The 20,355-nt window shown below is 71.6% G+C and carries 24 protein-coding genes, 1 pseudogene and 1 riboswitch; of the genes and pseudogenes, 10 read left to right on the forward strand and 15 right to left on the reverse strand.

Annotated features, from left to right (window positions below; genetic code table 11):
• Positions 1-96: 96 nt before the first annotated feature.
• The 13 genes from BI06_RS17480 to BI06_RS46420 all read right to left on the reverse strand — a co-directional run bounded on the left by BI06_RS17480 (position 97) and on the right by BI06_RS46420 (position 7,396).
• Positions 97-564 (reverse strand): hypothetical protein, encoded by a 468-nt coding sequence (locus tag BI06_RS17480; protein ID WP_043469014.1) that lies wholly within the window; start codon positions 562-564, stop codon positions 97-99.
• A 10-nt stretch (positions 565-574) separates the two neighbouring features.
• Complete coding sequence (locus BI06_RS17485) at positions 575-802, reverse strand: hypothetical protein (protein WP_051741189.1); 228 nt, start codon at positions 800-802, stop codon at positions 575-577.
• Positions 803-960: 158 nt separating this feature from the next.
• On the reverse strand, positions 961-1,290 hold the full coding sequence (locus BI06_RS17490; protein ID WP_043469016.1) for a hypothetical protein: 330 nt from the start codon (positions 1,288-1,290) through the stop codon (positions 961-963).
• Between the two features lie 353 nt (positions 1,291-1,643).
• A complete protein-coding gene (locus BI06_RS17495; protein WP_051741191.1) occupies positions 1,644-4,304 on the reverse strand; it encodes a bifunctional DNA primase/polymerase in 2,661 nt (886 codons plus the stop codon).
• Positions 4,305-4,369: 65 nt separating this feature from the next.
• Complete coding sequence (locus BI06_RS17500) at positions 4,370-4,582, reverse strand: hypothetical protein (RefSeq protein ID WP_043469019.1); 213 nt, start codon at positions 4,580-4,582, stop codon at positions 4,370-4,372.
• A gap of 23 nt (positions 4,583-4,605) precedes the next feature.
• Positions 4,606-4,986, reverse strand: coding sequence for a hypothetical protein (locus tag BI06_RS17505; protein ID WP_051741193.1), 381 nt, complete (start codon positions 4,984-4,986; stop codon positions 4,606-4,608).
• Complete coding sequence (locus BI06_RS17510) at positions 4,986-5,285, reverse strand: hypothetical protein (RefSeq protein ID WP_043469022.1); 300 nt, start codon at positions 5,283-5,285, stop codon at positions 4,986-4,988. Before BI06_RS17510 ends, BI06_RS17505 begins: the two co-directional genes overlap by 1 nt.
• Complete coding sequence (locus tag BI06_RS50855) at positions 5,282-5,449, reverse strand: hypothetical protein (protein WP_158516437.1); 168 nt, start codon at positions 5,447-5,449, stop codon at positions 5,282-5,284. Before BI06_RS50855 ends, BI06_RS17510 begins: the two co-directional genes overlap by 4 nt.
• The gene (locus BI06_RS17515) at positions 5,446-5,985 is read right to left on the reverse strand and encodes a hypothetical protein (RefSeq protein ID WP_043469025.1); all 540 of its coding nucleotides are present in this window, start codon (positions 5,983-5,985) and stop codon (positions 5,446-5,448) included. The genes BI06_RS50855 and BI06_RS17515 overlap by 4 nt, the downstream gene beginning before the upstream one ends.
• Entirely contained in the window at positions 5,982-6,398 is a 417-nt protein-coding gene (locus tag BI06_RS17520) for a hypothetical protein (protein WP_043469027.1), read from the reverse strand. The genes BI06_RS17515 and BI06_RS17520 overlap by 4 nt, the downstream gene beginning before the upstream one ends.
• A complete protein-coding gene (locus tag BI06_RS17525; RefSeq protein ID WP_043469030.1) occupies positions 6,395-6,766 on the reverse strand; it encodes a hypothetical protein in 372 nt (123 codons plus the stop codon). Before BI06_RS17525 ends, BI06_RS17520 begins: the two co-directional genes overlap by 4 nt.
• A 97-nt stretch (positions 6,767-6,863) precedes the next feature.
• Entirely contained in the window at positions 6,864-7,121 is a 258-nt protein-coding gene (locus BI06_RS17530; RefSeq protein ID WP_043469033.1) for a hypothetical protein, read from the reverse strand.
• 68 nt (positions 7,122-7,189) lie between these two features.
• Complete coding sequence (locus tag BI06_RS46420) at positions 7,190-7,396, reverse strand: helix-turn-helix domain-containing protein (protein WP_158516438.1); 207 nt, start codon at positions 7,394-7,396, stop codon at positions 7,190-7,192.
• A gap of 202 nt (positions 7,397-7,598) precedes the next feature.
• On the opposite strand from BI06_RS46420, the gene BI06_RS17535 reads away from it, so the two are divergent.
• From BI06_RS17535 to BI06_RS17575, 8 genes and pseudogenes are all read left to right on the forward strand, one after another.
• Positions 7,599-8,180, forward strand: a complete 582-nt coding sequence (locus tag BI06_RS17535; protein WP_043469036.1) for a helix-turn-helix domain-containing protein — start codon at positions 7,599-7,601, stop codon at positions 8,178-8,180.
• Positions 8,181-8,571: 391 nt separating this feature from the next.
• A complete protein-coding gene (locus BI06_RS17545) occupies positions 8,572-9,840 on the forward strand; it encodes a tyrosine-type recombinase/integrase (RefSeq protein WP_149030391.1) in 1,269 nt (422 codons plus the stop codon).
• Positions 9,841-10,135: 295 nt separating this feature from the next.
• Positions 10,136-10,207, forward strand: a riboswitch (cobalamin riboswitch).
• A 117-nt stretch (positions 10,208-10,324) separates the two neighbouring features.
• Complete coding sequence (locus tag BI06_RS17550) at positions 10,325-11,416, forward strand: iron ABC transporter permease (RefSeq protein WP_051741195.1); 1,092 nt, start codon at positions 10,325-10,327, stop codon at positions 11,414-11,416.
• Positions 11,413-12,207: an ABC transporter ATP-binding protein gene (locus tag BI06_RS17555; RefSeq protein ID WP_369826139.1), complete on the forward strand. Its 795-nt coding sequence runs from the start codon at positions 11,413-11,415 to the stop codon at positions 12,205-12,207. The genes BI06_RS17550 and BI06_RS17555 overlap by 4 nt, the downstream gene beginning before the upstream one ends.
• Before the next feature lie 92 nt (positions 12,208-12,299).
• Positions 12,300-13,295 carry an ABC transporter substrate-binding protein gene (locus BI06_RS17560; RefSeq protein WP_030392860.1) on the forward strand — a complete coding sequence of 332 codons (996 nt, stop codon included), beginning with the start codon at positions 12,300-12,302 and terminating at the stop codon, positions 13,293-13,295.
• A gap of 81 nt (positions 13,296-13,376) precedes the next feature.
• Positions 13,377-13,852 (forward strand): annotated as a pseudogene (locus BI06_RS17565) (N-acetyltransferase family protein).
• Positions 13,853-14,183: 331 nt separating this feature from the next.
• Positions 14,184-14,594, forward strand: coding sequence for an anti-sigma regulatory factor (locus BI06_RS17570; protein WP_030392862.1), 411 nt, complete (start codon positions 14,184-14,186; stop codon positions 14,592-14,594).
• Between the two features lie 164 nt (positions 14,595-14,758).
• Positions 14,759-15,826 carry an RNA polymerase sigma factor SigF gene (locus BI06_RS17575; RefSeq protein WP_231978586.1) on the forward strand — a complete coding sequence of 356 codons (1,068 nt, stop codon included), beginning with the start codon at positions 14,759-14,761 and terminating at the stop codon, positions 15,824-15,826.
• Positions 15,827-15,907: 81 nt separating this feature from the next.
• Here the strand turns inward: BI06_RS17575 and BI06_RS17580 are convergent, their stop codons facing one another.
• Positions 15,908-16,336: a hypothetical protein gene (locus BI06_RS17580; protein WP_030392864.1), complete on the reverse strand. Its 429-nt coding sequence runs from the start codon at positions 16,334-16,336 to the stop codon at positions 15,908-15,910.
• Positions 16,337-16,386: 50 nt separating this feature from the next.
• On the opposite strand from BI06_RS17580, the gene BI06_RS17585 reads away from it, so the two are divergent.
• A complete protein-coding gene (locus BI06_RS17585; RefSeq protein WP_030392865.1) occupies positions 16,387-17,358 on the forward strand; it encodes a diacylglycerol kinase family protein in 972 nt (323 codons plus the stop codon).
• Between the two features lie 370 nt (positions 17,359-17,728).
• A complete protein-coding gene (locus BI06_RS17590; RefSeq protein WP_014138019.1) occupies positions 17,729-17,980 on the forward strand; it encodes a WhiB family transcriptional regulator in 252 nt (83 codons plus the stop codon).
• A gap of 441 nt (positions 17,981-18,421) precedes the next feature.
• Here BI06_RS17590 and BI06_RS17595 read toward each other — a convergent pair whose 3' ends face one another.
• Positions 18,422-19,942 carry a sensor histidine kinase gene (locus BI06_RS17595; protein ID WP_030392866.1) on the reverse strand — a complete coding sequence of 507 codons (1,521 nt, stop codon included), beginning with the start codon at positions 19,940-19,942 and terminating at the stop codon, positions 18,422-18,424.
• Between the last annotated feature and the right edge of the window lie 413 nt (positions 19,943-20,355).

The raw sequence follows: 20,355 nt of genomic DNA on the forward strand, positions 1-20,355 counted from the left end.
GGTCTCCTGCCAGGTGGGGCGTATGGTGATCGCACCGAGTGGGGCGTCCCCGGGGCTGTGGCCGGCACAGGGGGCGCCCCGTCGTCGTGTCCGGGGTCAGCCGTAGTACGGGCAGAGCAGCCACTGCGGCCGCACCTGAGTTGGCGTCAGCCCGAGGGTGTCGAGAGCGCGCTGGAGACGCCCGTCCCAGTCCTCGACCTGGGCCTGCTCGGCCAACCTGGCGAAGTCAACGGGCCGGGTCTCGCCCAGCTCGGCAGTGATCTCCATCGCGGCGAGGACGTGGCTGGCGCAGTCGGGCACGCAGTGTGTGACGATCTTGACGCCGACGCGGGCCTTGGCCTGGCACCTACGGTCGAAGTAGCCGTCGGCCCGCCAGTCCATCTCCGTGAATCCGGCGGCCGCCAGCAGCACGGCCTCGACGGCCTCGGTGACGCCGTCGTCGTTCAGCGTTGGCCAGGTGACGGCGAGGCTGCCGTCCTCATCGACCTGCTTGACGGCCCAGCCGCTGTCGTCGCCGCCGAGGTTGTAGCCGTAGGCCAGCTTGGCCCTGGCGGACATTCCCATGGGTCTCTCCCTAAGTGGCGGCCGGCGGCGTGGCCGGGGTCTCGGTTGGCCCGTCGAGAGCGGCTCCGCCTGCGCTTCGGCGCTCCTGTGCGCGGTCGGCCTGGTACTGCTCCCACAGGCGAAGGAGCCGGCCGGCCTCGGCGGGGGTCAGGTGACGGGCGCCGCGGCGAATCAGGTCGTCGAGGTGGACCTGCTCGGTGTCGGTGAGCGGGGCCGTGGTCGGCCTCCGGCTGGTCATGGGTCAGTCCCCCACGGGTGCGATGAGACCGCTGTCACGGGCGGCGGCCTGGGTATCGGGCTCAGGCCGAGCGTTGCGGGGTCCACTGGCCCGGCGGGTGAGGAGAAAGACCCCGGCGATGGCGATCAGGCTGCAGGGGATGAGGACGAGCCACGCGTTCACCGGTCCGCCTGCCCGAGGTGCTGCCGACCCCGGGCGGCCTCCTTGTCCCTCCGGAGCTGACCGCTGCCCTGTCCGAGAGCAGTGTGGGTACTGGCGATGGTGCGGCGGGCCTTCGCGGTGACCACGTCGACGCATCCGCCGGGCAGGTCGATCGTCCAGTCGAAGTCGTCCAGGGTGACGCCGAAGGGGGCCGCCGTCTGGAGGATCGCGTTGAGCAGGCGGCGAGCGTCGTCGCGTTGCTGGTCGGTGATCGGGTCACCGTAGCGCTGCACGGCAGAGATTCGGCTGGCCACCGTACGGCCCTTGTGGTCGGTGAAGTCGGTCATGAGCCTCTCCTGGGCCGCGGGGATGTGCGGGATGGTGCGGGGTTCCTTGCGGGGATGTGCGGTGCGCCGAACTGGGCCGTTGACCTGCGGCGCTGCGGGGTTTGCGGGTATCTGCGGAATGTTCTTCAGGTTGAGGTGTGAGCTGAGTGGCAGATGGGATGCGGCACACGTTGCATGCTGCGAGTGGTGAAGCGGGGATGTGGTGTTCGTACGGGCAGGGTTCGCAGAGATCCCCGCAGATACCCGCAACCCCGCAACGCTGCTGGTCAGCGAGCCGCGGTGGCCTCGAGGGATACCCGCGCGCTGCGGGTATGTGATCCCCGCAGATGCCCGCAGCACGCGACTGGTGGCGTTCACGTCCTGCTCGTGGGGAGCCGGTTGGAGTCGTGAACGTCGACGCGCCAGACGTTCTGCTTCCGGTGTGAGTCGGGGAACTGGACGAGCTTGTGGGTGCCGAAGTACCGGCCCTGGCGGGCCTTCAGCCAGTGGCCGAGCTGCTTCGCGGAGGGGAGCTCGTCCCGCTGGGTGGGGACGTACTCCTTGAGCGCGCCGAGGGCCTCGCCGGTGGTCACCCCGCGCTCGCCGAACTTCTCACGCCACATCTCCAGGAAGAGCTGCCACTCCTGCAGTTCGTCGTCCATGGCGGTGGCCTCGTCGCGGTCTGCCATCCAGCCGAGGACCCCGAGGTAGTCCAGGATCCCGGCGATGAGGCTGGCCCACTCCGAGTAGTCACCCTTTCGGACGCGGACGGTCCTGGCGCCGGCGGCGACCCAGCCGCGGACCATGGTGACCAGCGCGGCGACGACGGTCGAGGCGTTCGTACGCAGCCAGGGCCGCAGGTCGCCGACGGTGTAGCCGTCGCGCTGGTCGGGGTCGGGGCAGTCGGGGTCCAGGCGGACCCACATGACGCGCCGGCCGTTGTCGCCGCCGGTGCGCAGGCTGTTGCCGGTGGCTATCCAGAGGCGGTCGTTGGGCATTGCGACGGAGGCGGTGCTGCCCAGGATGCGGTCCCGCCAGACCTCCTCTGTGAGCAGGGCGGAGAGGATCGGGGACTTGATGATGTGGCCGTTGGGCAGGTTGTCGAGGGCGACGACCGGCTGGCCGGTGGTGTAGAGCTGGGTGGTGACGGCCTTGCGGAGCTCGGCGTCGTTCTCCGGCCAGGGCGTCGACGCGATGCCGTAGAAGTACTGGAACGCGTCCTTGAGCAGGCTCTTGCCGGAGCCGGCCGCCGTCGCGGTGATGACGAACATCGGGGTGGTGCCGTGGAAGTACGGGCGCACGATCGGGGTGAGCAGGGCACCGAGGAAGTGTGCGCGGTCGGACGGGGCCTGCCAGGGGAAGTCGGCGAGCATCTGGCCGAGGACGATGTGCTTGGCCTTCGCGACGCTCTCCAAGGTGACCTCCGGAGCCAGGCGCCGAAGCGGGACGCGGGGGTGGAGGTAGAGGCCGGTTGCCGAGTCGTACCCGGGCTGGGTGATCAGCGTGGCGTCCGGGCGCAGGACGGGTGAGGTGACGACGCCCTTGATCTTGTTCAACGGCCAGTCCTTTCGACCGAGGATGGTGGAGCAGGTCCGGGGGTTGAGCAGGGTGCGCACTGCCTTGGTGCCGCCGCTCTCCTCGTCCTTGGCGACGGTGTAGGTCTGGAGGTGGTCGGCGAGGTAAGCGCGCAGGTTGTCGGAGCTGAGCTGGACGAGCTGCGGGTTGCCCTGGTCGTCCTCGTCGACCCAGCACGGGCCGCCGGAGCGCTTGTAGAGGCCGGGCAGGACGCCGGAGGCCATAACGGCGAGGACGCCGTCGATGCCGTCGGCCTCGTTGGTGATGTCGACCTCGGGGCGAGCCTGGGGCCCCGGGTCCTCGGGGAGGTCCGGCTCCTGCTCGGGGTCGTAGTGAAGGGCCAGGGCGCCGTCGACCGGCGGGGCGGGCCGGTGGACGGGCAGGTGGGAGACGGGGGCGAGGGAGCGGTGCGGTGTGGCATCGCCGTAGCCCTTGCCACGCAGGGACCGGGCGGCGGCCTTGTGGTCGCCGGCGTGGTGAAGCAGGGCGTACGCGCCGAACTTGGTGTACGGCACTTCCTGCTGGAAGTCGGTGGAGCTGGTGAAGACGAACAGGCGGTCGCGGTCGGCGGCGTGGCCGGTGGTGGCGGACAGGCCGCGGTCCTTACCCGGCCGGCGCCAGTAGCGGGTGCCGCCGCGCTGGGTGACGAACGTCCAGCCCTCCGGCTGGAGGATGTCCGCCCAGTCGACGCGAGCCTCGAAGTCCTCGCCCGGGCGGACCTGGCCGCCGGGCAGCGGCCGCGGGTCACGGGGCGCCGACTTCGGTGTCTCCGCCTTCGGCAGGGAGTCGACCATCCGGCAGATCTCGCGGACAGCCCCCATGACGTCAGCGGCCAGGACCGGGATCGTCTCGGGGCCACCGGCCACCCGCTGGTACGGAAGGCCGGAGGCGTGCACGGTGCCGGCGCTGGGCTCGACCAGGCCGTAGCCGCCCTCGCCGCGGGTCTCGATCTGCACCCGGATGATGCGGCTGTTCGGCTTCTCGGCGAGGCGCTGGCGTTCCTCCGGGGTGTACTCGTCCTCGCGGGCCAGCCGGGAGGCGAGCTTGGTGTTGCCGGGCACCGGGCCGCCGGTAACCCGCACCCGCAGGTGCAGGCCGCCGCTGGGCGACTCCGTGGCCCAACCGGTCGTGATGGCGTCCCACTCCGGGCCGAGGCCCGAGGCCTCCATGATGTCGGTGACCGCCTCGAGGATCCCGTCCTCGACGGCGTGGCCCTCGAACTCGATCAACTCGACGCCGCCGGACACGGAACCGTAGACGACCGCCATGCCGGCGGTCCGGCCCGGGGCGAACCACTTGTCGTGCTCCTCGGGGGTGGAGCGGGTGACCTTGTACGGTGTCCAGCTGCGAACGTCCGCTGCCTTGCTGCCGTCCGCCTTGATAGGCAGGACGCACAGGCCGACGTCGTGGTACTCACGAGCGGCGTCACGCAGGGTCTGGGCAACGGTGGTGCTGGTCAACGGAGCTCTCTTCGTCGGAGCTGGGGTAGGGGGAAGGGAAGGTCCGGCGCGGCGGGCCGGCAGGTTCAGCGGCGCCAGGCGGGCGGCAGGGCCACCAGCCGCTGGTCGACCTCCTCGCCGACCCGGACCCCGGCGAGGTCCAGGTCGGTGAGGAGCTTCAGGGCCGCGTTGATGACCGACGGCTGCCCGCTCGACAAGCCGTCCGCGATGTGCTCGACCACCGTCCGGCGCAGGGCGTCGGCGGGGACCGGGGCGGTGTTGCTCTGGCGAGCGGGCATCAGATGGTCCTCTGGTTCTCAGGTCAGAACGGCGGTTCGGTCGAGTAGCCGGCGGCGGTGCCGGGTTGGGTCCAGCCGAAGAAGCGGCGGGCGATCCAGTGGGGGATGCGCCACGCGGCGATCAGCAACTCGGAGTCCCAGCAACCGCACAGCACGGCCCTGGTGCCGGCGTACTCGCCGGTGTAGTAGTCGCCGTAGTCCTCGTCCCAACCGCCGGCACCCTCGCAGTCCGGGCAGTTGGGCCGGGGGGTGTCGCACAGGCGGACATGGGGCTCGGGCCAGCCGGTGTAGCGCAGGCGGGTGCGGGGCAGCGGGCAGAGCAGCCACCCGCGCCCGTCGCGCCGGACCAGCTCCAACGCGTGGATCGGGTCGGTGATCCGGACGATCCTCAGCAGGGCGGTCATCAGGACCTGCTCCTCTCGGCCGCGCTCTCCAGCTCGGCGATGCGGGCCTGCGCGGCCGCGAGGTCGTCAGCCGTGCTGCGGGCCGCCGCCGCGGTCTTCGCGACGCCGTCGCGCCAGCGCTGCACCTCGGCGAGGAAACGGTCCGCGATCGCCAACATCTCGCCCGCGGGCATCTTGGAGTCCTGGTAGATGGTGAGCTGGTCGCCACCGAGCCCGCCGGGGTGGATGTGAAGGGTGCCGCGCGCGTCGTGCGTATCGGCGTATGCGCTCTTCGTCCACCAGGTGGTTGTCGTGCTCATCGGGTGCTGCCCTTCGGGGTGTTGGAGCGGCGGGCCGCGTGGATGCGGCGGCGGTGGACGCGGCGGCGGATCCGGTCCGGGTCCCAGTGCCGCAGCGCGAGCGCGGTTACCGGGACGGCGAGGACCAGGACCAGGGCGGGGCCGGCCTCGGACGGGGCGATCACTCGTCGCCGTCCGGGTCGAACGCGGCCTTCGCGGTGATCGGGGTGACGGCGTATCCGATGTCACGCTCCCCGTCGTCGCGGAGGACGTAGAGGTATGCCGGGTCCTCGTCGCTCGGGTCCGGGCCGTCCTGGATCCAGCGCAGCTCGGCGTTGGTCAGGCCAGGGTCACGGCGGGCGACGCTGATGCAGTGCTCCTCCGCCGCCGTGCGGGTCAGGTAGGTGTCGAGGACGAGGAGGCCCTCGGTGTGCTCAGCCCGCCAGAGGGTCAGGTTCTCGCCGGCGGCCAGGTCGAGTACGGTCTCCAGGCCGTCGACGGTCTTGGCGAGCACCGCCCGTTCGTCGGTGAGCCGGACCACCTCGCCGTGCAACCGGGCGTTCTCCGCGAGGAGGCGGGCCGCGCGCTGCTGAGCGCTGTGTGCGATCCGCGAGCTGGTGAGCGCGGCGCCCTGCCAGTCCAGGCCGGGGTCCGCACCTTGCGCGCTGGCCCGGGCGGTGGCCAGCCACCCGATCTCCTCCAGCTCCTCGGGCGCGCTCATCGGGCACTCCCGCGCATCTGCTGGCGGACCAGCGATTCGGCGAAGCCTCGGGCGTCGGTGGGGGTTCCCCAGGTCTTCGACCGGCGGCGCCCGTTCTCGACCCAGCGGACCTGCCACTTCCTCGGCGCGCACTTGCGCACGGACACACCACGGATCTGGCCGGGGGGCTCAGGCGCGGTCGGGTTCGACGACCGCACGGTGTCAGCCCAGTCCTCCCAGTCGTCGAGCGCGTCCTCGAGCGTGTCGATCTCGTCGACCAGCGCGTGGATGACCGGGGCGAACTTCGCCAACCAGGCGCCGGCGCGGGTGCGCTCAGCCTCCGGCCAGGCGGAGCTCTCGGGGAGCATGGTGGCCAGGTCGAGCGCGTCGATCTTGTCGAGGCGCTCTTCGCTCATCAGGTCGTGGACGTTCACGCGGGCACCGCCGTCCGGACCGAGGCGGGCACGACAGCAACCAGCTGCACGGAGACGGCCTGCACGAGGGCGGTGACGGTCCACCGGACCTCGTGGAGCTTCCGGGCCGAGGCGGTCGCGGCGTCGGGGAGCTGGCGGCGCCAGCGGTCGAGGTCCCGCAGGGCGTGCGGACCGGTGAACTCGGCCGTGAGGCTGCCGGTGGGGTCGATGGTCCACCAGGGCGCCGTCAGGCCGGCGGCCAGCGCGCGGTTCGTCAGGTGCAGCGCGACGTACAGCGCGGCGGTCTGGGCCTGCAGCTCCAGGGCGCTCGCGTTGTGCGGCTCGTAGTGGCCGAGGTTGGTCAGGGGGGTGGTAGTAGGCTGCGTCACGCGGCCCTACCTCCTTCTGTGAGTGCTTGATCGGTGTGGGCCGGGGCCGTCCCTGGAGTCCAAGCCGGGGCGGCCCGATCCATGTCTGGGGGGTCGGTCAGGCGGTGCGCTTGCGCCCGATGGCGTCCGGGTTGATCTCGCCCGCGGCCGACAGCAGGCGGATGTGGACGGCGGTGAACTTCGCCTGACCCGCGATGAAGGTGCACGCCACCTCGCGGGCGGCGACCTTCCCCGCGAGCCAGCGCTTGGAGACGCCGAGCAGGTCCGCGGTCTCCTGGATCGAGTAGTGCCGCAGCTCCGCCATCGGCACGTCCGAGTCGGCACTGCGCCGGGGCCGGGCGGCCCTGGCGGTCAAGGCACCCGTCGGTGCGGCTCCGGCGGAGGCCGGCGCAGAGCGGCTCCGAGGCCTGGTGGCCGTGGTCGTCACGACGCTTCCTCCCTGTTGATGGCTGCGACCGGCACGTCCAGTGCTCCTGCGATCTGGCGGAGCGCTGTCTCGCTGGCGCCGGCCAGCCCCCGTTCGATGCGGGAGATGTGGGACGGATCACGCGAGATGAGAAGCGCCAAGCCGCGGATGCTCAGTTTCTTGGCCTTTCGGAAGGCCCGTATTGCCGTGCCGTTCGGTGTCACGCCATGAAACCTAGCGCAGGGCGATGCATGGCACAACACTTATGCACAGTTACAGTGCATTGAGCTTGTCGGACATCAGTTCGATATCCGGTCCGTCATGCCCGATGAGTCCGGTTTGATGCAACACGGACGCCCAGAAACCGCGCCTTAAGTGCAGCTCAAGAGGCTGGAACCGTTCTGTCACGTTGCATGAACGTGCGGCATGATGGTGCTCATGGAAAGAGACTGGGCCCGGCTGGGCAGCTTGCTCCGGGCCGGCCGCCAGGCGGGGGGCAGCACGCAGGACGAACTCGGCGCCCTCATCGGGGTCACTCGCAACGCCTTGGCGACCATCGAGAAGGGCGAGGCCCGGCGGGTCACCTCGACCATCCGCAGCTACGCCCGCGAGGTCGGCTGGGCCGAAGGGTCTGTCGAGCGGGTGCTTGCCGGTGGCGAGCCAGTGCTTCGCGAGCCCGGAGACGAACCAGAGCCGCCGAGCTCACAGCAGGACCCGGGACGCGGGCCAGCCGCGGTCGACGCCGCCAGAGCCATCGCCGACGCGCTGGTCGCGCGACTCCCCCAACGCGTCCTGCAGGAACTTGCCGACGGCCACGTGATCGACACCGACGTCCTTGACCTCCGACCCGACGGGTCCGTCGCGCTGATGACGCTGGTTCTCGAACGCAGCGAAGACCTCCCGCCGGCCGCGCAGGTGCGCGACGACCTGCGCGAGTGGAGCCGGGTTCAGCGCGGCCTGCGCGGCGTTGTCCAAGATCAGATGGACCCGGGCGAGAGGCCGTCCTAATCCCTGTACGGAATGTCGAAGGGTCAACTACGATCTGTTCTTGCCTGTGGCGCGAGGAGGGTGGCACCGCTCAGCTCGGCAGGTGAGGGGGGACCCAGGCAATGCCGCGGGTTCAGGTACAGAGGATTGCGACCCTTCCCCACGGTGGTCGCGTCTTTTTGGAGTGCGAGGACCTTCAGGCCGGCCCCATCACGGTGTGGGTACTGGAGTCCCAGGTGAGCGCGGACGAGGCACGCGCCCTGGCAGCTGATATGCAGCGCGATGTCGACGCCGCCCTGAGGGGGATGGCGGCCGGCCCCGATGCGCGCTGAGCCTCAGGGGGATCCAGCAAGCCGTTCTGGCGCTGGGCTCCTCCCTGCCCTCCTTCAGTCCGATCTCTCGGGTGGTGATCATGGCCCACGCTGAGAAGCGCGGGAAGTTCTGGCGCGTCCGCTACAAGCTACCGAACGGTAGGTACGCCTCGGCGAGCTGCGACGACTTCGGCAACAAGTTCCCGACCGAGCGCCTGGCCGAGCAGTACGGCCTGGCGCTGGAGGCCGACGTCCGCCGCGGCAAGTTCCACAACCCGCGCGGGGGCCAGCTGTCCTTCGCCGAGTACTCCGTGGAGTGGCTCGAGGCGATCGACGTCGCCGAGACCACCGACCGGACGTACCGGTCCCTCATCGCCTCCCAGCTCGTCCCCGAGTGGGGCAACGTCAACCTGGCCGACATTAGCGCCCTCGGCTTCCGGGCCTGGAAGAAGCGCCTCGGTCGGGCGCACGAGAAGAACTATGTCGACAACATCGTCAGCCTGTTCCGAACCATGCTCGAGGACGCGGTCACGGAGAAGCTGATCACCGAGAACCCGGTGCCGACCGGGCGCCGGCTGCGGCGCGGCCGGTACGTCCCTCCGCCGCAGGTCGAGGACGAGTACGTCCACGGCTCTCCGTTGCAGCTGCTCAACGTCGCCTCGAACGCCTCGGTGATCCGCGGGCTGACCGGCTACACCATGGTCCTGACCATCGCCTACGCCGGGCTGCGGATCGGGGAGATCGCCGGCCTGGAGCGGAAGTACGTCTGGCTCTCGGACGACCCGTACGGCTCGTACATACGCGTTGAGCACCAGGGCCAGTGGCTGGGCGGCGGCAAGGGCTTCACCCAGCTTCCCCCGAAGTACGCCAGCTACCGGACGTTGATCTTGCCTCCGTTCCTCGCTGGCCTGCTCCGGGAGCAGCTCGCGAGCCACGACAACCGCTGGGTCTTCCCCTCCATCACGGGCAAGCCGCTCCGCGCCGACGACGAGTTCTACGGCCGCTTCTGGACGCCCATCGTGGCCGGGCGCCCGGCCGAGCCCCGTCGCAAGGGCACGCGCGGGAAGCCGGGCCTGCCGGCGGTGGAGGGCGTAGAGGAGATGGTGCCGCACGGCGGCCGCCACAGCATGAAGGTGTGGCTGGACGAGGACGGGCACCCAGCCGTCGCAGTCGAGGCGCGGATGGGGCATAAGCTCCCGGGTGTGGAGGGTACGTACTCTCATGTCACGAAGCTGATGGAGTGCCGCATCGCGGTGAGCCTTCAGGCGCGCTGGGAGGCGTCTCAGGGGGTCGCTCAGACCCTCTGGGGAAGTGGATCACCCATTAATCTCCCAGAGGCTGTCAAGGCGGCTCTGGCGGCTGCGGCGTGACCCGCGGCGAGGCCGCCCGCGCGGCGGGGGAAAAGGCTGGTTCACCAGCCGGAACGCTCTCCGATCGGCGAGTGCCTGAAGGGTGGCCTTCAGGGGTGGCCCCCAGCATCGCGCAGGGTTCGACAAGATCTTCTGGGAGACCAAGCAGGCCTAATCCCCGCCCGGTCGCCTTTCGGCCGCCCCCGTCCGGATCCGGACGGGGGCGGTCGTGCGTTCGGGGCCGGACGGGCACGGCCGTTCGAACAGTAAGGGTCGTAGGCCATGAGCGCTTGTTATGCTGCCAGGGCGTCCCACGGGGGAAGCCGGTGCGAATCCGGCGCTGACCCGCAACGGTAAGCGGCCCCCGCGGCCGCGAGCCCGATCGCCCGGGGGCGCCGACCTCCCGACAACTCGCCGCGGACTGCGAGGGGATGGCGCCCCGGCACACCCGCACCCGGACGCGCCGCCCCTCGCCGTACCCGGCCCGAGGCAAGGCGTGCCACCAGTGAGCAGCACCACCGCGGCCGCACCGGCCACCGCCGCGGCCCCACCGGGCCCCCGGCGGATTCCCGCCCTCCCGCTGGCCGCCGTCCTCAGCGCGGCCCTGCTCGGCTCGCTGGTCTGCGCCGTCGCGGTGGGCTCGGCCGGCCTCGGCTGGGGCCAGGTCCTGCGGCTCCTGGGCGCCGGCCTGACGGGCGGTCGGCTGGAGGCCGACGAGGCCGCCGCGTACGCCATCGTCTGGGAGATCCGGCTGCCGCGCGCCGTCCTGGCCGCCGTGGTCGGCGCCGGACTCGCCGCCACCGGGGTCGCGGTCCAGGCGATGGTGCGCAACGCGCTCGCCGACCCCTTCGTGCTCGGCATCTCCTCCGGGGCCTCGGTCGGCGCCAACGCCGTACTGATGTTCGGCGCCTTCGCCTCGCTCGGTGTCTGGGCGCTCTCCGCCTCCGCCTTCGTCTCGGCCCTGCTGGCCATGGTGCTGGTCTATCTGACGGCCCGTACCGCCCACGGGCTCACCCCGCTGCGACTGGTGCTCACCGGCACCGCGATGTCCTACGGCTTCTCCGCCGTGACCGCGCTGATGGTCTTCGCCGCCGCCCGCGGCGAGGCCGCCCGCTCGGCCATGATGTGGCTGCTCGGCAGCCTCGGCGGGGCCACCTGGGGCTCGGTGCCGATCGCCGCCGTCACCGTGCTCGCCGGCCTGGCGTACCTGGCCCGCGCCGCCGGACAGCTGGACGCGCTGGCGATGGGCGACGAGACGGCCGCCTCGCTCGGCGTGGACCCGGACCGGCTGCGGCGCGCGCTGTTCGTGGTGACCGCCGCCGTCACCGGCACCGTGGTCGCGGTCAGCGGGGCGATCGGCTTCGTCGGACTGATGGTCCCGCACCTGGCCCGGATGCTGGTCGGCGCCGGCCACCGCCGGTTGCTGCTGGTCGCGCCGCTCGCCGGGGCCCTGCTGCTGGTCTGGGTGGACATCGTCTCGCGCACCCTGCTGGCCCCCGCCGAACTGCCCGTCGGCGTGGTCACCGCGGCCGTCGGGGTGCCCTGCTTCCTGCTGCTGATGCGCCGTCGCGCCTACGCCTTCGGGGGTGGCCGGTGAGCACCGCCGGCACCGGGGCCCTGGACCTCGCCGTCGACCGGGTCTCGGTCGACCTGGCCGGCGTCCGGCTGGTCCACGAGGTCACCCTGACCGCCGCCGCCGGCCAGGTGGTCGGCCTGGTCGGCCCGAACGGCAGCGGCAAGTCCACCCTGCTGCGCTGCGTCTACCGGGCGCTGCGGCCCGCCGCCGGAGCCGTCCTGCTGGGCGGCGAGGAGGTCCACCGGCTCGCGCCGCGCGAGGCCGCCCGGCGGGTGGCGGCGCTGCCGCAGGAGCACACCGCGGAGTTCGACTTCACCGTCGCCGAGGTGGTCGGCATGGGCCGGCTGCCGCACCGGCGCGGCGCCCTGGCCGGCCCGTCCGCGGCCGACGAGCAGCACTGCGCCGCCGCCCTGGACCGGGTCGGCGCCGGGCACCTGGCCGGCCGGGGCTTCCTGAGCCTCTCCGGGGGCGAGAAGCAGCGGGTGCTGATCGCCCGCGCGCTGGTCCAGGAGCCCCGGGTGCTGGTGCTCGACGAACCCACCAACCACCTGGACATCACCCACCAGCTGGAGGTACTGGCGCTGGTCCGGGAGGCCGGGACGACGGTGCTCACCGCGCTGCACGACCTCAATCTGGCCGCCGGGCACTGCGATCTGCTGTACGTGCTCGCGGAGGGGCGGATCGTCGCCTCCGGACCGCCCGCCGAGGTGCTCGAACCGGGCCTGCTGGCGGAGGTGTTCAAGGTCCGGGCGACGCCGGTCCGGCACCCGGTCACCGGCGCCGTCCAGCTGCTGTTCGACCGCCTGCCCTGACCGACCCGTCCGAACCGCCGGCCCGGACCGTCTCCAGGTACGACCGACCGTTCTCCGCACGACCGACCCGCCCACCGCCCCGAGGACCCACCATGCGCACCAAGGCCGTTGCCGCCGCCGCCCTGCTCGCCCTCGCCCTCACCGGCTGCGGCGCCGAGATCGCCCCGCGCGGCGACGGCGCCGCCGCCTCCGCCCACTACCCGGTGACCGTCGAGAACTGCGGCGCCCCGGTCACCTTCCAGCAGAAGCCCGCCCGGGTGGTGACCAACGACGTCGGCATCACCGAGCTGATGTTCGCGCTCGGGCTGGAGGACCGGATGGCCGGCTACGTGATGCCGGACGACAAGGGCCAGGTCGACAAGGTCGCCTGGAAGGACGCCTACCAGCGCGCCCCGTGGCTCTCCAAGCAGCAGATCACCAAGGAGATCGCGCTGGAGGCCAGGGCCGACCTGGTGTTCGCCGGCTGGAACTACGGCTTCGACGAGAGCCGGGGCGTCACCCCGCAGGCCCTGGCCGGTGTCGGCATCGGCTCCTACGTGCTGACCGAGTCCTGCCGCAGCGGCAAGGGCACCGAGCGCGGGGTGATGTCCCCGCTGCACGCGCTCTACACGGACCTCGCCAACCTGGGCGACATCTTCGACGTCCGGGACCGGGCGGACCGGCTGATCGCCGGGTTCAAGGCGGAGATCGCGGCCGTCCCCGAGCCCGCGTACCGCCCGGGCGTCTTCCTGTACGACAGCGGCGAGGACAAGCCCTTCACCTCCGGCCGGTTCGCCGCCCCGGAGGAGATCATCACCAAGGCCGGCGGGCGGAACGTGACCGGCGACCTCGCCGACTCCTGGACCACCGTGGGCTGGGAGACCGTGGTCGAGCGCGACCCCGAGGTGATCGTGATCAACAACTACGGCACCCCCGACGCCGAGGCGAAGCGGAAGTTCCTGAAGTCCTTCCCGCCGCTGGCCGGAGTCTCGGCCGTCCGCAACGACCGGATCTTCGTCCTGGACTACGTGGACCTGGTCGAGAGCCCCCGCAACCCGGCCGCGGTCACCGCCCTGGCGGCCTACCTGCGGACCGTCCCGGCCCGCTGAGGCCCCGGCCGTCCCGCTCCCGTCCCGGCCCGCGGCCTCGGCCCGGGACGGGAGCGGGACGGCCCAAGTAGGCTCGGAGGCATGATCCGCACCGCAGCCCCCGCCGACGTCCCCGTGATCCACCGCATGATCCACGAACTCGCCGAGTACGAGAAGGCCGCGCACGAGGCGATCGCCACCGAGGAGCAGCTGCGGGACGCCCTGTTCGGTGAGCAGCCGGCCGTGTTCGGCCTGATCGCCGAGGACGACACCACCGGCGAGCCGGTCGGCTTCGCGCTCTGGTTCCTCAATTTCTCGACCTGGCGCGGCACCCACGGGATCTACCTGGAGGACCTCTACGTCGACCCGACCGCCCGCGGCGGCGGCCACGGCAAGGCGCTGCTCCTGGGCTCGCCCGGATCGCCGTCGAGCGCGGCTACGCCCGGGTCGAGTGGTCGGTGCTGGACTGGAACCGGCCCTCGATCGACTTCTACAAGGCGCTCGGCGCGGTCCCGATGGACGGGTGGACGGTCTACCGCCTCACCGGCGAGGCGCTCACCGCCGCCGGCTCCCGTTGATCCGGGGGCGTTGATCCGGAGGCGCTGATCCGGGGGCGCTGATCCGGGCGCCGGACCGGGCGCGCGGAGGGCGTACGCGGAGGGCGCGCAAGGTCCTCGTCGGACCCCTGCCACCCTGAGTCGCGATGCCTTACCATGAGTGACTCCCGCTCCGGGGCACGAACGCGGTAACGTCTCGGGCGGACGGCGGCGTCCGGGAGACCCACGAGGGGTATGACCGGTACGTACCGCACCACCCCTCTGGACAGTTGGGGCGAAGCAGTTGAGCCAAGCAACAGACAGTGCCGCGGCCACCGGCCCGGAAGCACAGCGCGTCACCCAGGAGGTGAGGGTGTCCCAGATCGACGGCGAGCCCGGAGTCCAGGACTTCGTGGAGGTCCGGCTGCCCGCGGCCGGGGCCTATCTCTCGGTCCTGCGTACAGCCACGGCGGGCCTCGCGGCCCGGCTGGACTTCACCCTGGACGAGATCGAGGACCTGCGGATCGCGGTCGACGAGGCCTGCGCCATCCTGCTCCAGCAGGCCGTGCCCGGTTCGGTCCTCTGCTGCGAGTTCCGCCTGGTCGGCGACTCCCTGAAGGTGATCGTCTCGGCGCCCACCACCGACGGCCGGGCGCCCGAACGCGACACCTTCGCCTGGACGGTGCTCTCCGCGCTGGCCGGCGAGGTCGAGTCCTCGGTCGCCGAGGACAAGACCGTGTCGATCAGCCTGCACAAGAAGCGCGGCGGCTCCGCCGCCCACTAGGTCCGCCGCGGCAGCGCGGCAGCAGCACCGAACAAGGGCCGTCCGCCCGGCACCACCGGGCCGGACGGACGGCTCCCGGTACCGCCCCCACCCGGCGGTACGACCATCGAGACGAACCGGGACCGGCGGTCCCGGTGCTCCCGGAACGGAACGGGGGAATGGCCGTGAGTGATCTGGACCGTACCGGCCTCGCGACGGCGGGCCCTGCCGTACCGACCCAGGCGAGCGTCCCCGGCCTCGCCGCCAACGACGAAGCGCACCCGAAGGACGCCCACCGGATGAGCCAGCCGACCGAGCCGACGCCCGAGTCGTCGCCCGATCAGTCGCCCCCGCCCGTGCCGTCGGCCGCGGACCTCCCGCCGGCCGACCGCCCGGACGGGGGTCCGGACAGCGACGGCCCGGAGGACGGGGCCGCCGACGAGGCGGCCCGGGCACTGCGCGCCGCGGTGCCCGCCCAGGGTCCGCAGCGCAGCGGTGCCCCGGACCGCGAGGCGGCCCGGGCACTGTTCGTCCGGCTGTCCGCGCTGCCCGAGGGCTCCCCGGAGCGCGTCGAGCTGCGCAACCAGCTGGTGCGGATGCACATCCCGCTGGTCGAGCACCTGGCCCGGCGGTTCCGCAACCGGGGCGAGCCGCTGGACGACCTCACCCAGGTCGCCACCATCGGACTGATCAAGTCGGTGGACCGCTTCGACCACGAGCGCGGGGTCGAGTTCTCCACCTACGCCACGCCGACCATCGTCGGCGAGATCAAGCGGCACTTCCGCGACAAGGGCTGGGCGGTCCGGGTGCCGCGCCGGCTCCAGGAGCTGCGGCTGTCGCTCACCACGGCGACCAGCGAGCTCTCCCAGCGGCACGGCCGCTCCCCCACGGTGCACGAGCTGGCCGAGCACCTGGGGATCTCCGAGGAGGACGTGCTGGAGGGGCTGGAGTCCGCCAACGCGTACTCCACGCTGTCGCTGGACGTGCCGGACAACGACGACGAGTCGCCGGCCGTCGCGGACACCCTGGGCGCCACCGACGAGGCCCTGGAGGGCGTCGAGTACCGGGAGTCGCTCAAGCCGCTGCTCGCCCAACTGCCGCCCCGGGAGCAGAAGATCCTGGTGCTGCGGTTCTTCCGGAACATGACGCAGTCCCAGATCGCCGCCGAGGTGGGCATCTCCCAGATGCACGTCTCCCGGCTGCTCGCCCGGACGCTCGCGCAGCTGCGGGAGAAGCTGCTGGTGGAGGAGTAGGACCGGGAAAGCAGGACCGACGGCCGCCGGGCGGCGGCCGTCGGTCGGATGCGGTACCGGAAAGGCGGCGGCCCTCCGCGCTCAGCCCTCGTGCGGAGCGTAGAGGGCCGCCGTCGACTTCGGGCTGAGCAGCGCGCAGATGCCGGCCAGGCCGAGCAGGCCGACGCCCACCCCGACGGCGGCCATCGTGCCGCCGCTCTGCCACATGTAGTAGGCCACCGGCAGGCAGATCGAGTTGGTCAGCACGGCCGGGCTGCGGCCCCAGCGGCGGCCCTGGAGCAGCGCCCGGGCGGCGAGCAGCGGCAGCACGCCGAGCAGCACGATCACCAGGCCGCCGAACTCGTTCAGGGCGAGCTGCTTGGACTGGCCGGACAGGGCGGCGACCATGTCCCAGACGCCCACGACGGCCAGCGCGGCGCCCGCGACGGCCGTGATGGCGGCGCCCACGGTGAGGGCGGTCGGACGGCCGGCACCGGGCGCGGGTACGGGTGCGGAGGATTCTGCGGTCACTCCAGCAGGGTAGCCGCCAGGAGGTCCGTACCGACCCGTAGGCTGAGCACATGCGCGCTCTCCTGGTCGTCAACCCGAAAGCGACCACCACCAGCGGCCGCACCAGGGACGTCCTGATCCACGCCCTGCGCAGCGACCTCAAGCTGGAGGTGGCGCAGACCCAGTACCGCGGCCACGCGCGCGACCTGGCCCGCGAGGCGGTCGAGGACGGCACGGTCGACCTGGTGGTGGCCCTGGGCGGCGACGGCACCGTCAACGAGGCGGTCAACGGCCTGCTCTCGCACGGCCCGGGCGAGAAGGTCCCCCGGCTGGCCGTGGTCCCGGGCGGTTCGACCAACGTGTTCGCCCGCGCGCTGGGCCTGCCGAACGACCCGGTGGAGGCGACCGGCGCGCTGCTGAACGCCCTGGAGGGCCGGCGGGAGCGCCCGATCGGTCTGGGCAAGGCGATGACCGAGGGGCTGCCGGACCGCTGGTTCACCTTCACCGCCGGGCTCGGCTTCGACGCCGGAGTGGTCGGCCGGGTCGAGGAGCAGCGCCGGGCGGGGCGCAAGTCCACCCACGCGCTCTATGTCACCCAGGCGCTCCGCCACTTCGTCACCCAGCGTGAGCAGCGCAGATCAGGCCCGGTTTCCCTGGAACTGGCGGGCCACGGGCCGGTGCCCGGCCTGGCGCTGGCGATAGTCAGCAACACCTCGCCCTGGACGTTCCTGGGCAACCGCCCGGTCTACCCCTCGCCGCTGGCCTCCTTCGACGCGGACCTCGATGTCTTCGGCATCACCCGGATGACGGCGTTCGGCACTGCTCGAACGGTCCGTCAGATCCTGCGGTCGCACGGGCCTTCGAGCGACGGCGCCGCATCACCGGGCCCCTCCGGCAAGCACGTCGTCTCCTATCACGACGTCCGTCACTTCACCTTGGTTTCGGAGGAACCGGCCCCGTTCCAGGTCGACGGGGACCACCTTGGGTCCAGGAGTCGCGTCAGTTTCACAGGCGTACGGCGGGCACTGCGTGTGATTGTGTGACTAGAAGGGCCCTTCACCCTTCTTCTCGAACGCACAAGCCCCCTTCACTCCATAGAAGTACTGGCTGTGAGCTAGGCGACACCGAAGAATCAAAAATTCCTCCCTGAAGGGGGTTGTATCCGGGCCCGAGGTTTGCGAACCTCTACATGGCGATCGGGACGCATCGCAGCGACGGCAACCTCAGAACCTGTTGGGTGCCGACCGCGGGGTGTCCCTCGAATCGCCGAATCCCTCCCCAGCACAGACCTCCCGGGCCCGATGGGCCTTTGGTCTCTTTTGTTGTTGCGGGATTCGTGAAAGCGTTCACATTCACAAAGACCATCGATGTGCCGTGCGGGTGACCCCCGTCGGCAGGAGGAGTTGGACGACCATGGACTGGCGCCACCGCGCTGTCTGCCGCGAAGAGGACCCGGAGCTGTTCTTCCCGATCGGGAACACCGGTCCTGCTCTGCTGCAGATCGAGGAAGCCAAGGCCGTGTGCCGCCGCTGTCCGGTCATGGAGCAGTGCCTCCAGTGGGCCCTCGAGACCGGCCAGGACGCCGGCGTCTGGGGCGGCATGAGCGAGGACGAGCGTCGTGCGATGAAGCGTCGCGCCGCCCGCAACCGCGCCCGTACGGCCTGACCCGCACCGCCTGATCACACGCCGTAGTACCAGCAGTAACCACCGCACCGATCAACACATGATCAAAGGCTTCGCCTGCACTTCCTGGTGAAGCCTTCCGTACAAAGGGCCTTGCCCGAAAAGGTCCCGCGACACTTGCCCGCCCAGCCACTTGATACTGTTCACTTAGAGCAATATTGTGGAGCTGTGGCGCTCACCGTGTGCAACGCACCGGCGAGTGGCGCACCACTAGAGCCCCCGTTCCGGCCGACTCCCCCCGACGGCCGGAACGGGTTGAGAGGCCCTGTCGACCCACCCCCCCCGGTCGACAGGGCCTCGTTTTTGTCTTCGCCGTCCCCGCACCGCGGGCGGTGGCGCAGTGGACGGTGGTGAAGGAGCGGGCCACCGGCGCCCACGCCGAGTCGCACGCTCCCCCCGCACCCCTCTACGCCTCGGCGCAGCTCAGCGCACCGGGATCTCCAGCACCACCTTGGTACCGCCGTTCGGCCCCGCCACCATGTCGAAGGTGCCGCCCAGCTCCCCGGTGGCCAGCGTCCGGACGATCTGCAGCCCGAGGTTGCCCGCCTGCTGCGGGTCGAAGCCCTCCGGCATGCCCTTGCCGTCGTCCTGCACGGTGATCAGCAGGTACTCCTCCGGCCGCGCCCCGCCGTTCCAACTGTCCGACCAGCCCATCCCGGTGGCCGGCGCCCGGCCGCGCAGCGCGCTGACCTCCAGGTTGCCGGAGGCGCTCGGCCCGAAGGCGTGCTCCAGCGCGTTCTGCAGCAGCTCGGTGAGCACCATCGCCAGCGGGGTGGCCACCTCGGCCGAGAGGATGCCGAAACTGCCGCTGCGCCGGGTCGCCACCCGGCCATCCTGGGACAGCTCCACCACCATGGCCAGCACCCGGTCGGCGATCTCGTCGAAGGCCACCTTCTCGTCCAGCGCCTGGGACAGCGTCTCGTGCACGATCGCGATCGAGCCGACCCGGCGGACCGCCTCGTCCAGGGCGGCCCGGCCGGCGTCCGAGTCCATCCGGCGGGACTGCAGCCGCAGCAGCGCGGCGACCGTCTGCAGGTTGTTCTTCACCCGGTGGTGGATCTCCCGGATGGTGGCGTCCTTGGTCATCAGTTCGCGGTCGCGGCGGCGCAGTTCGGTGACGTCCCGGCAGAGCACCAGCGAGCCCGTCAGGGTGCCCTTGGGCTTGAGCGGGATGGCCCGCAGGGTCACCACCCCGCCCTGGACCTCCACCTCGGTCTGCCGGGGTGCCCAGCCGCTCGCCAGCTTGACCAGCGCCTCGTGCACGGCCGCCCGGGAGGGCGGCACCAGTTCGGCGGTCGCCCGGCCCAGGTGGCTGCCGACCAGGTCGGTGGTGAGGCCGAGCCGGTGGTAGGCGGAGAGCGCGTTGGGGCTGGCGTAGGTGACCACGCCGTCCGCGTCGAGCCGGATCAGGCCGTCGCCGACCCGGGGCGCGGCGTCCATGTCGGTCTGCTCCACCCCGGGGTAGGGGAAGGTGCCGGCGGCGATCATCTGGGCCAGGTCGGAGGCGCTCTGCAGATAGGTGAGCTCCAGCCGGCTGGGGGTGCGGACGGTCAGCAGGTTGGTGTTGCGGGCGATCACCCCGAGCACCTTGCCCTCGCGCCGCACCGGGATCGACTCGACCCGGACCGGCACCTCCTCGCGCCACTCCGGATCGCCCTCGCGCACGATCCGACCCTCGTCGTAGGCGGCGTCCAGCAGGGGGCGGCGGCCGCGCGGGACGAGGTGGCCGACCATGTCGTCCTGGTAGGAGGTCGGGCCGGTGTTGGGCCGCATCTGGGCGACCGAGACGTACCGGATGCCGTCCCAGGTGGGGATCCACAGGACCAGGTCGGCGAAGGACAGGTCGGAGAGCAGCTGCCACTCCGAGACCAGCATGTGCAGCCACTCCACATCGGCACCGGTCAGGGTGGTGTGGCGGCGGACGAGTTCGTTCAGCGAGGGCACAGGCTGAGCGTAGCTCCAGGGGCGCGCGGACGGCCCGGGCCCACCCCCGACCGGCGGGCGCCGGGACCGCTCCCCCAAGTTGTCCAGACCAATTTTCGGGTCGGCCTGGACAAGCCAGATTGGTCTAGTCCACAATGAAAGGGCACCAAGGAGAGGCCCACCGCGCAACTGCCCTGACCGCGCGAGGCCCCTTCTCGGTCGGACGCCGCCGAGCGAGGACCCCGCACAGTTCTCGGTCATACACGGCGCCCGACGACAGCTCCGGGCTGCGGTGCCGCATGGGTTGAGGGTCCCGTGTCGGCGCCGTGGCCCGTAGTGCTTTCCAGACCCGGGCTGCGGTGCCATGGGCCCCTCCTGCCCGTTGGCGGGCAAGGAGGGAGGGTTGAGGGTCCCGTGTCGGCGCCGTGGCCCGT

Source organism: Kitasatospora sp. MBT66, assembly GCF_000710405.2.
GTDB classification, from domain to species: domain Bacteria; phylum Actinomycetota; class Actinomycetes; order Streptomycetales; family Streptomycetaceae; genus Kitasatospora; species Kitasatospora purpeofusca.

Bases quoted from the DNA above. Each gene is read 5' to 3' on its own strand.
- BI06_RS17480 (WP_043469014.1), bottom strand. From the start codon at position 564: ATGGGAATGTCCGCCAGGGCCAAGCTGGCCTACGGCTACAACCTCGGC.
- BI06_RS17485 (WP_051741189.1), bottom strand. From the start codon at position 802: ATGACCAGCCGGAGGCCGACCACGGCCCCGCTCACCGACACCGAGCAG.
- BI06_RS17490 (WP_043469016.1), bottom strand. From the start codon at position 1,290: ATGACCGACTTCACCGACCACAAGGGCCGTACGGTGGCCAGCCGAATC.
- BI06_RS17500 (WP_043469019.1), bottom strand. From the start codon at position 4,582: ATGCCCGCTCGCCAGAGCAACACCGCCCCGGTCCCCGCCGACGCCCTG.
- BI06_RS17505 (WP_051741193.1), bottom strand. From the start codon at position 4,986: ATGACCGCCCTGCTGAGGATCGTCCGGATCACCGACCCGATCCACGCG.
- BI06_RS17510 (WP_043469022.1), bottom strand. From the start codon at position 5,285: ATGAGCACGACAACCACCTGGTGGACGAAGAGCGCATACGCCGATACG.
- BI06_RS17515 (WP_043469025.1), bottom strand. From the start codon at position 5,985: ATGAGCGCGCCCGAGGAGCTGGAGGAGATCGGGTGGCTGGCCACCGCC.
- BI06_RS17535 (WP_043469036.1), top strand. From the start codon at position 7,599: ATGATGGTGCTCATGGAAAGAGACTGGGCCCGGCTGGGCAGCTTGCTC.
- BI06_RS17545 (WP_149030391.1), top strand. From the start codon at position 8,572: ATGGCCCACGCTGAGAAGCGCGGGAAGTTCTGGCGCGTCCGCTACAAG.
- BI06_RS17560 (WP_030392860.1), top strand. From the start codon at position 12,300: ATGCGCACCAAGGCCGTTGCCGCCGCCGCCCTGCTCGCCCTCGCCCTC.
- BI06_RS17585 (WP_030392865.1), top strand. From the start codon at position 16,387: ATGCGCGCTCTCCTGGTCGTCAACCCGAAAGCGACCACCACCAGCGGC.
- BI06_RS17590 (WP_014138019.1), top strand. From the start codon at position 17,729: ATGGACTGGCGCCACCGCGCTGTCTGCCGCGAAGAGGACCCGGAGCTG.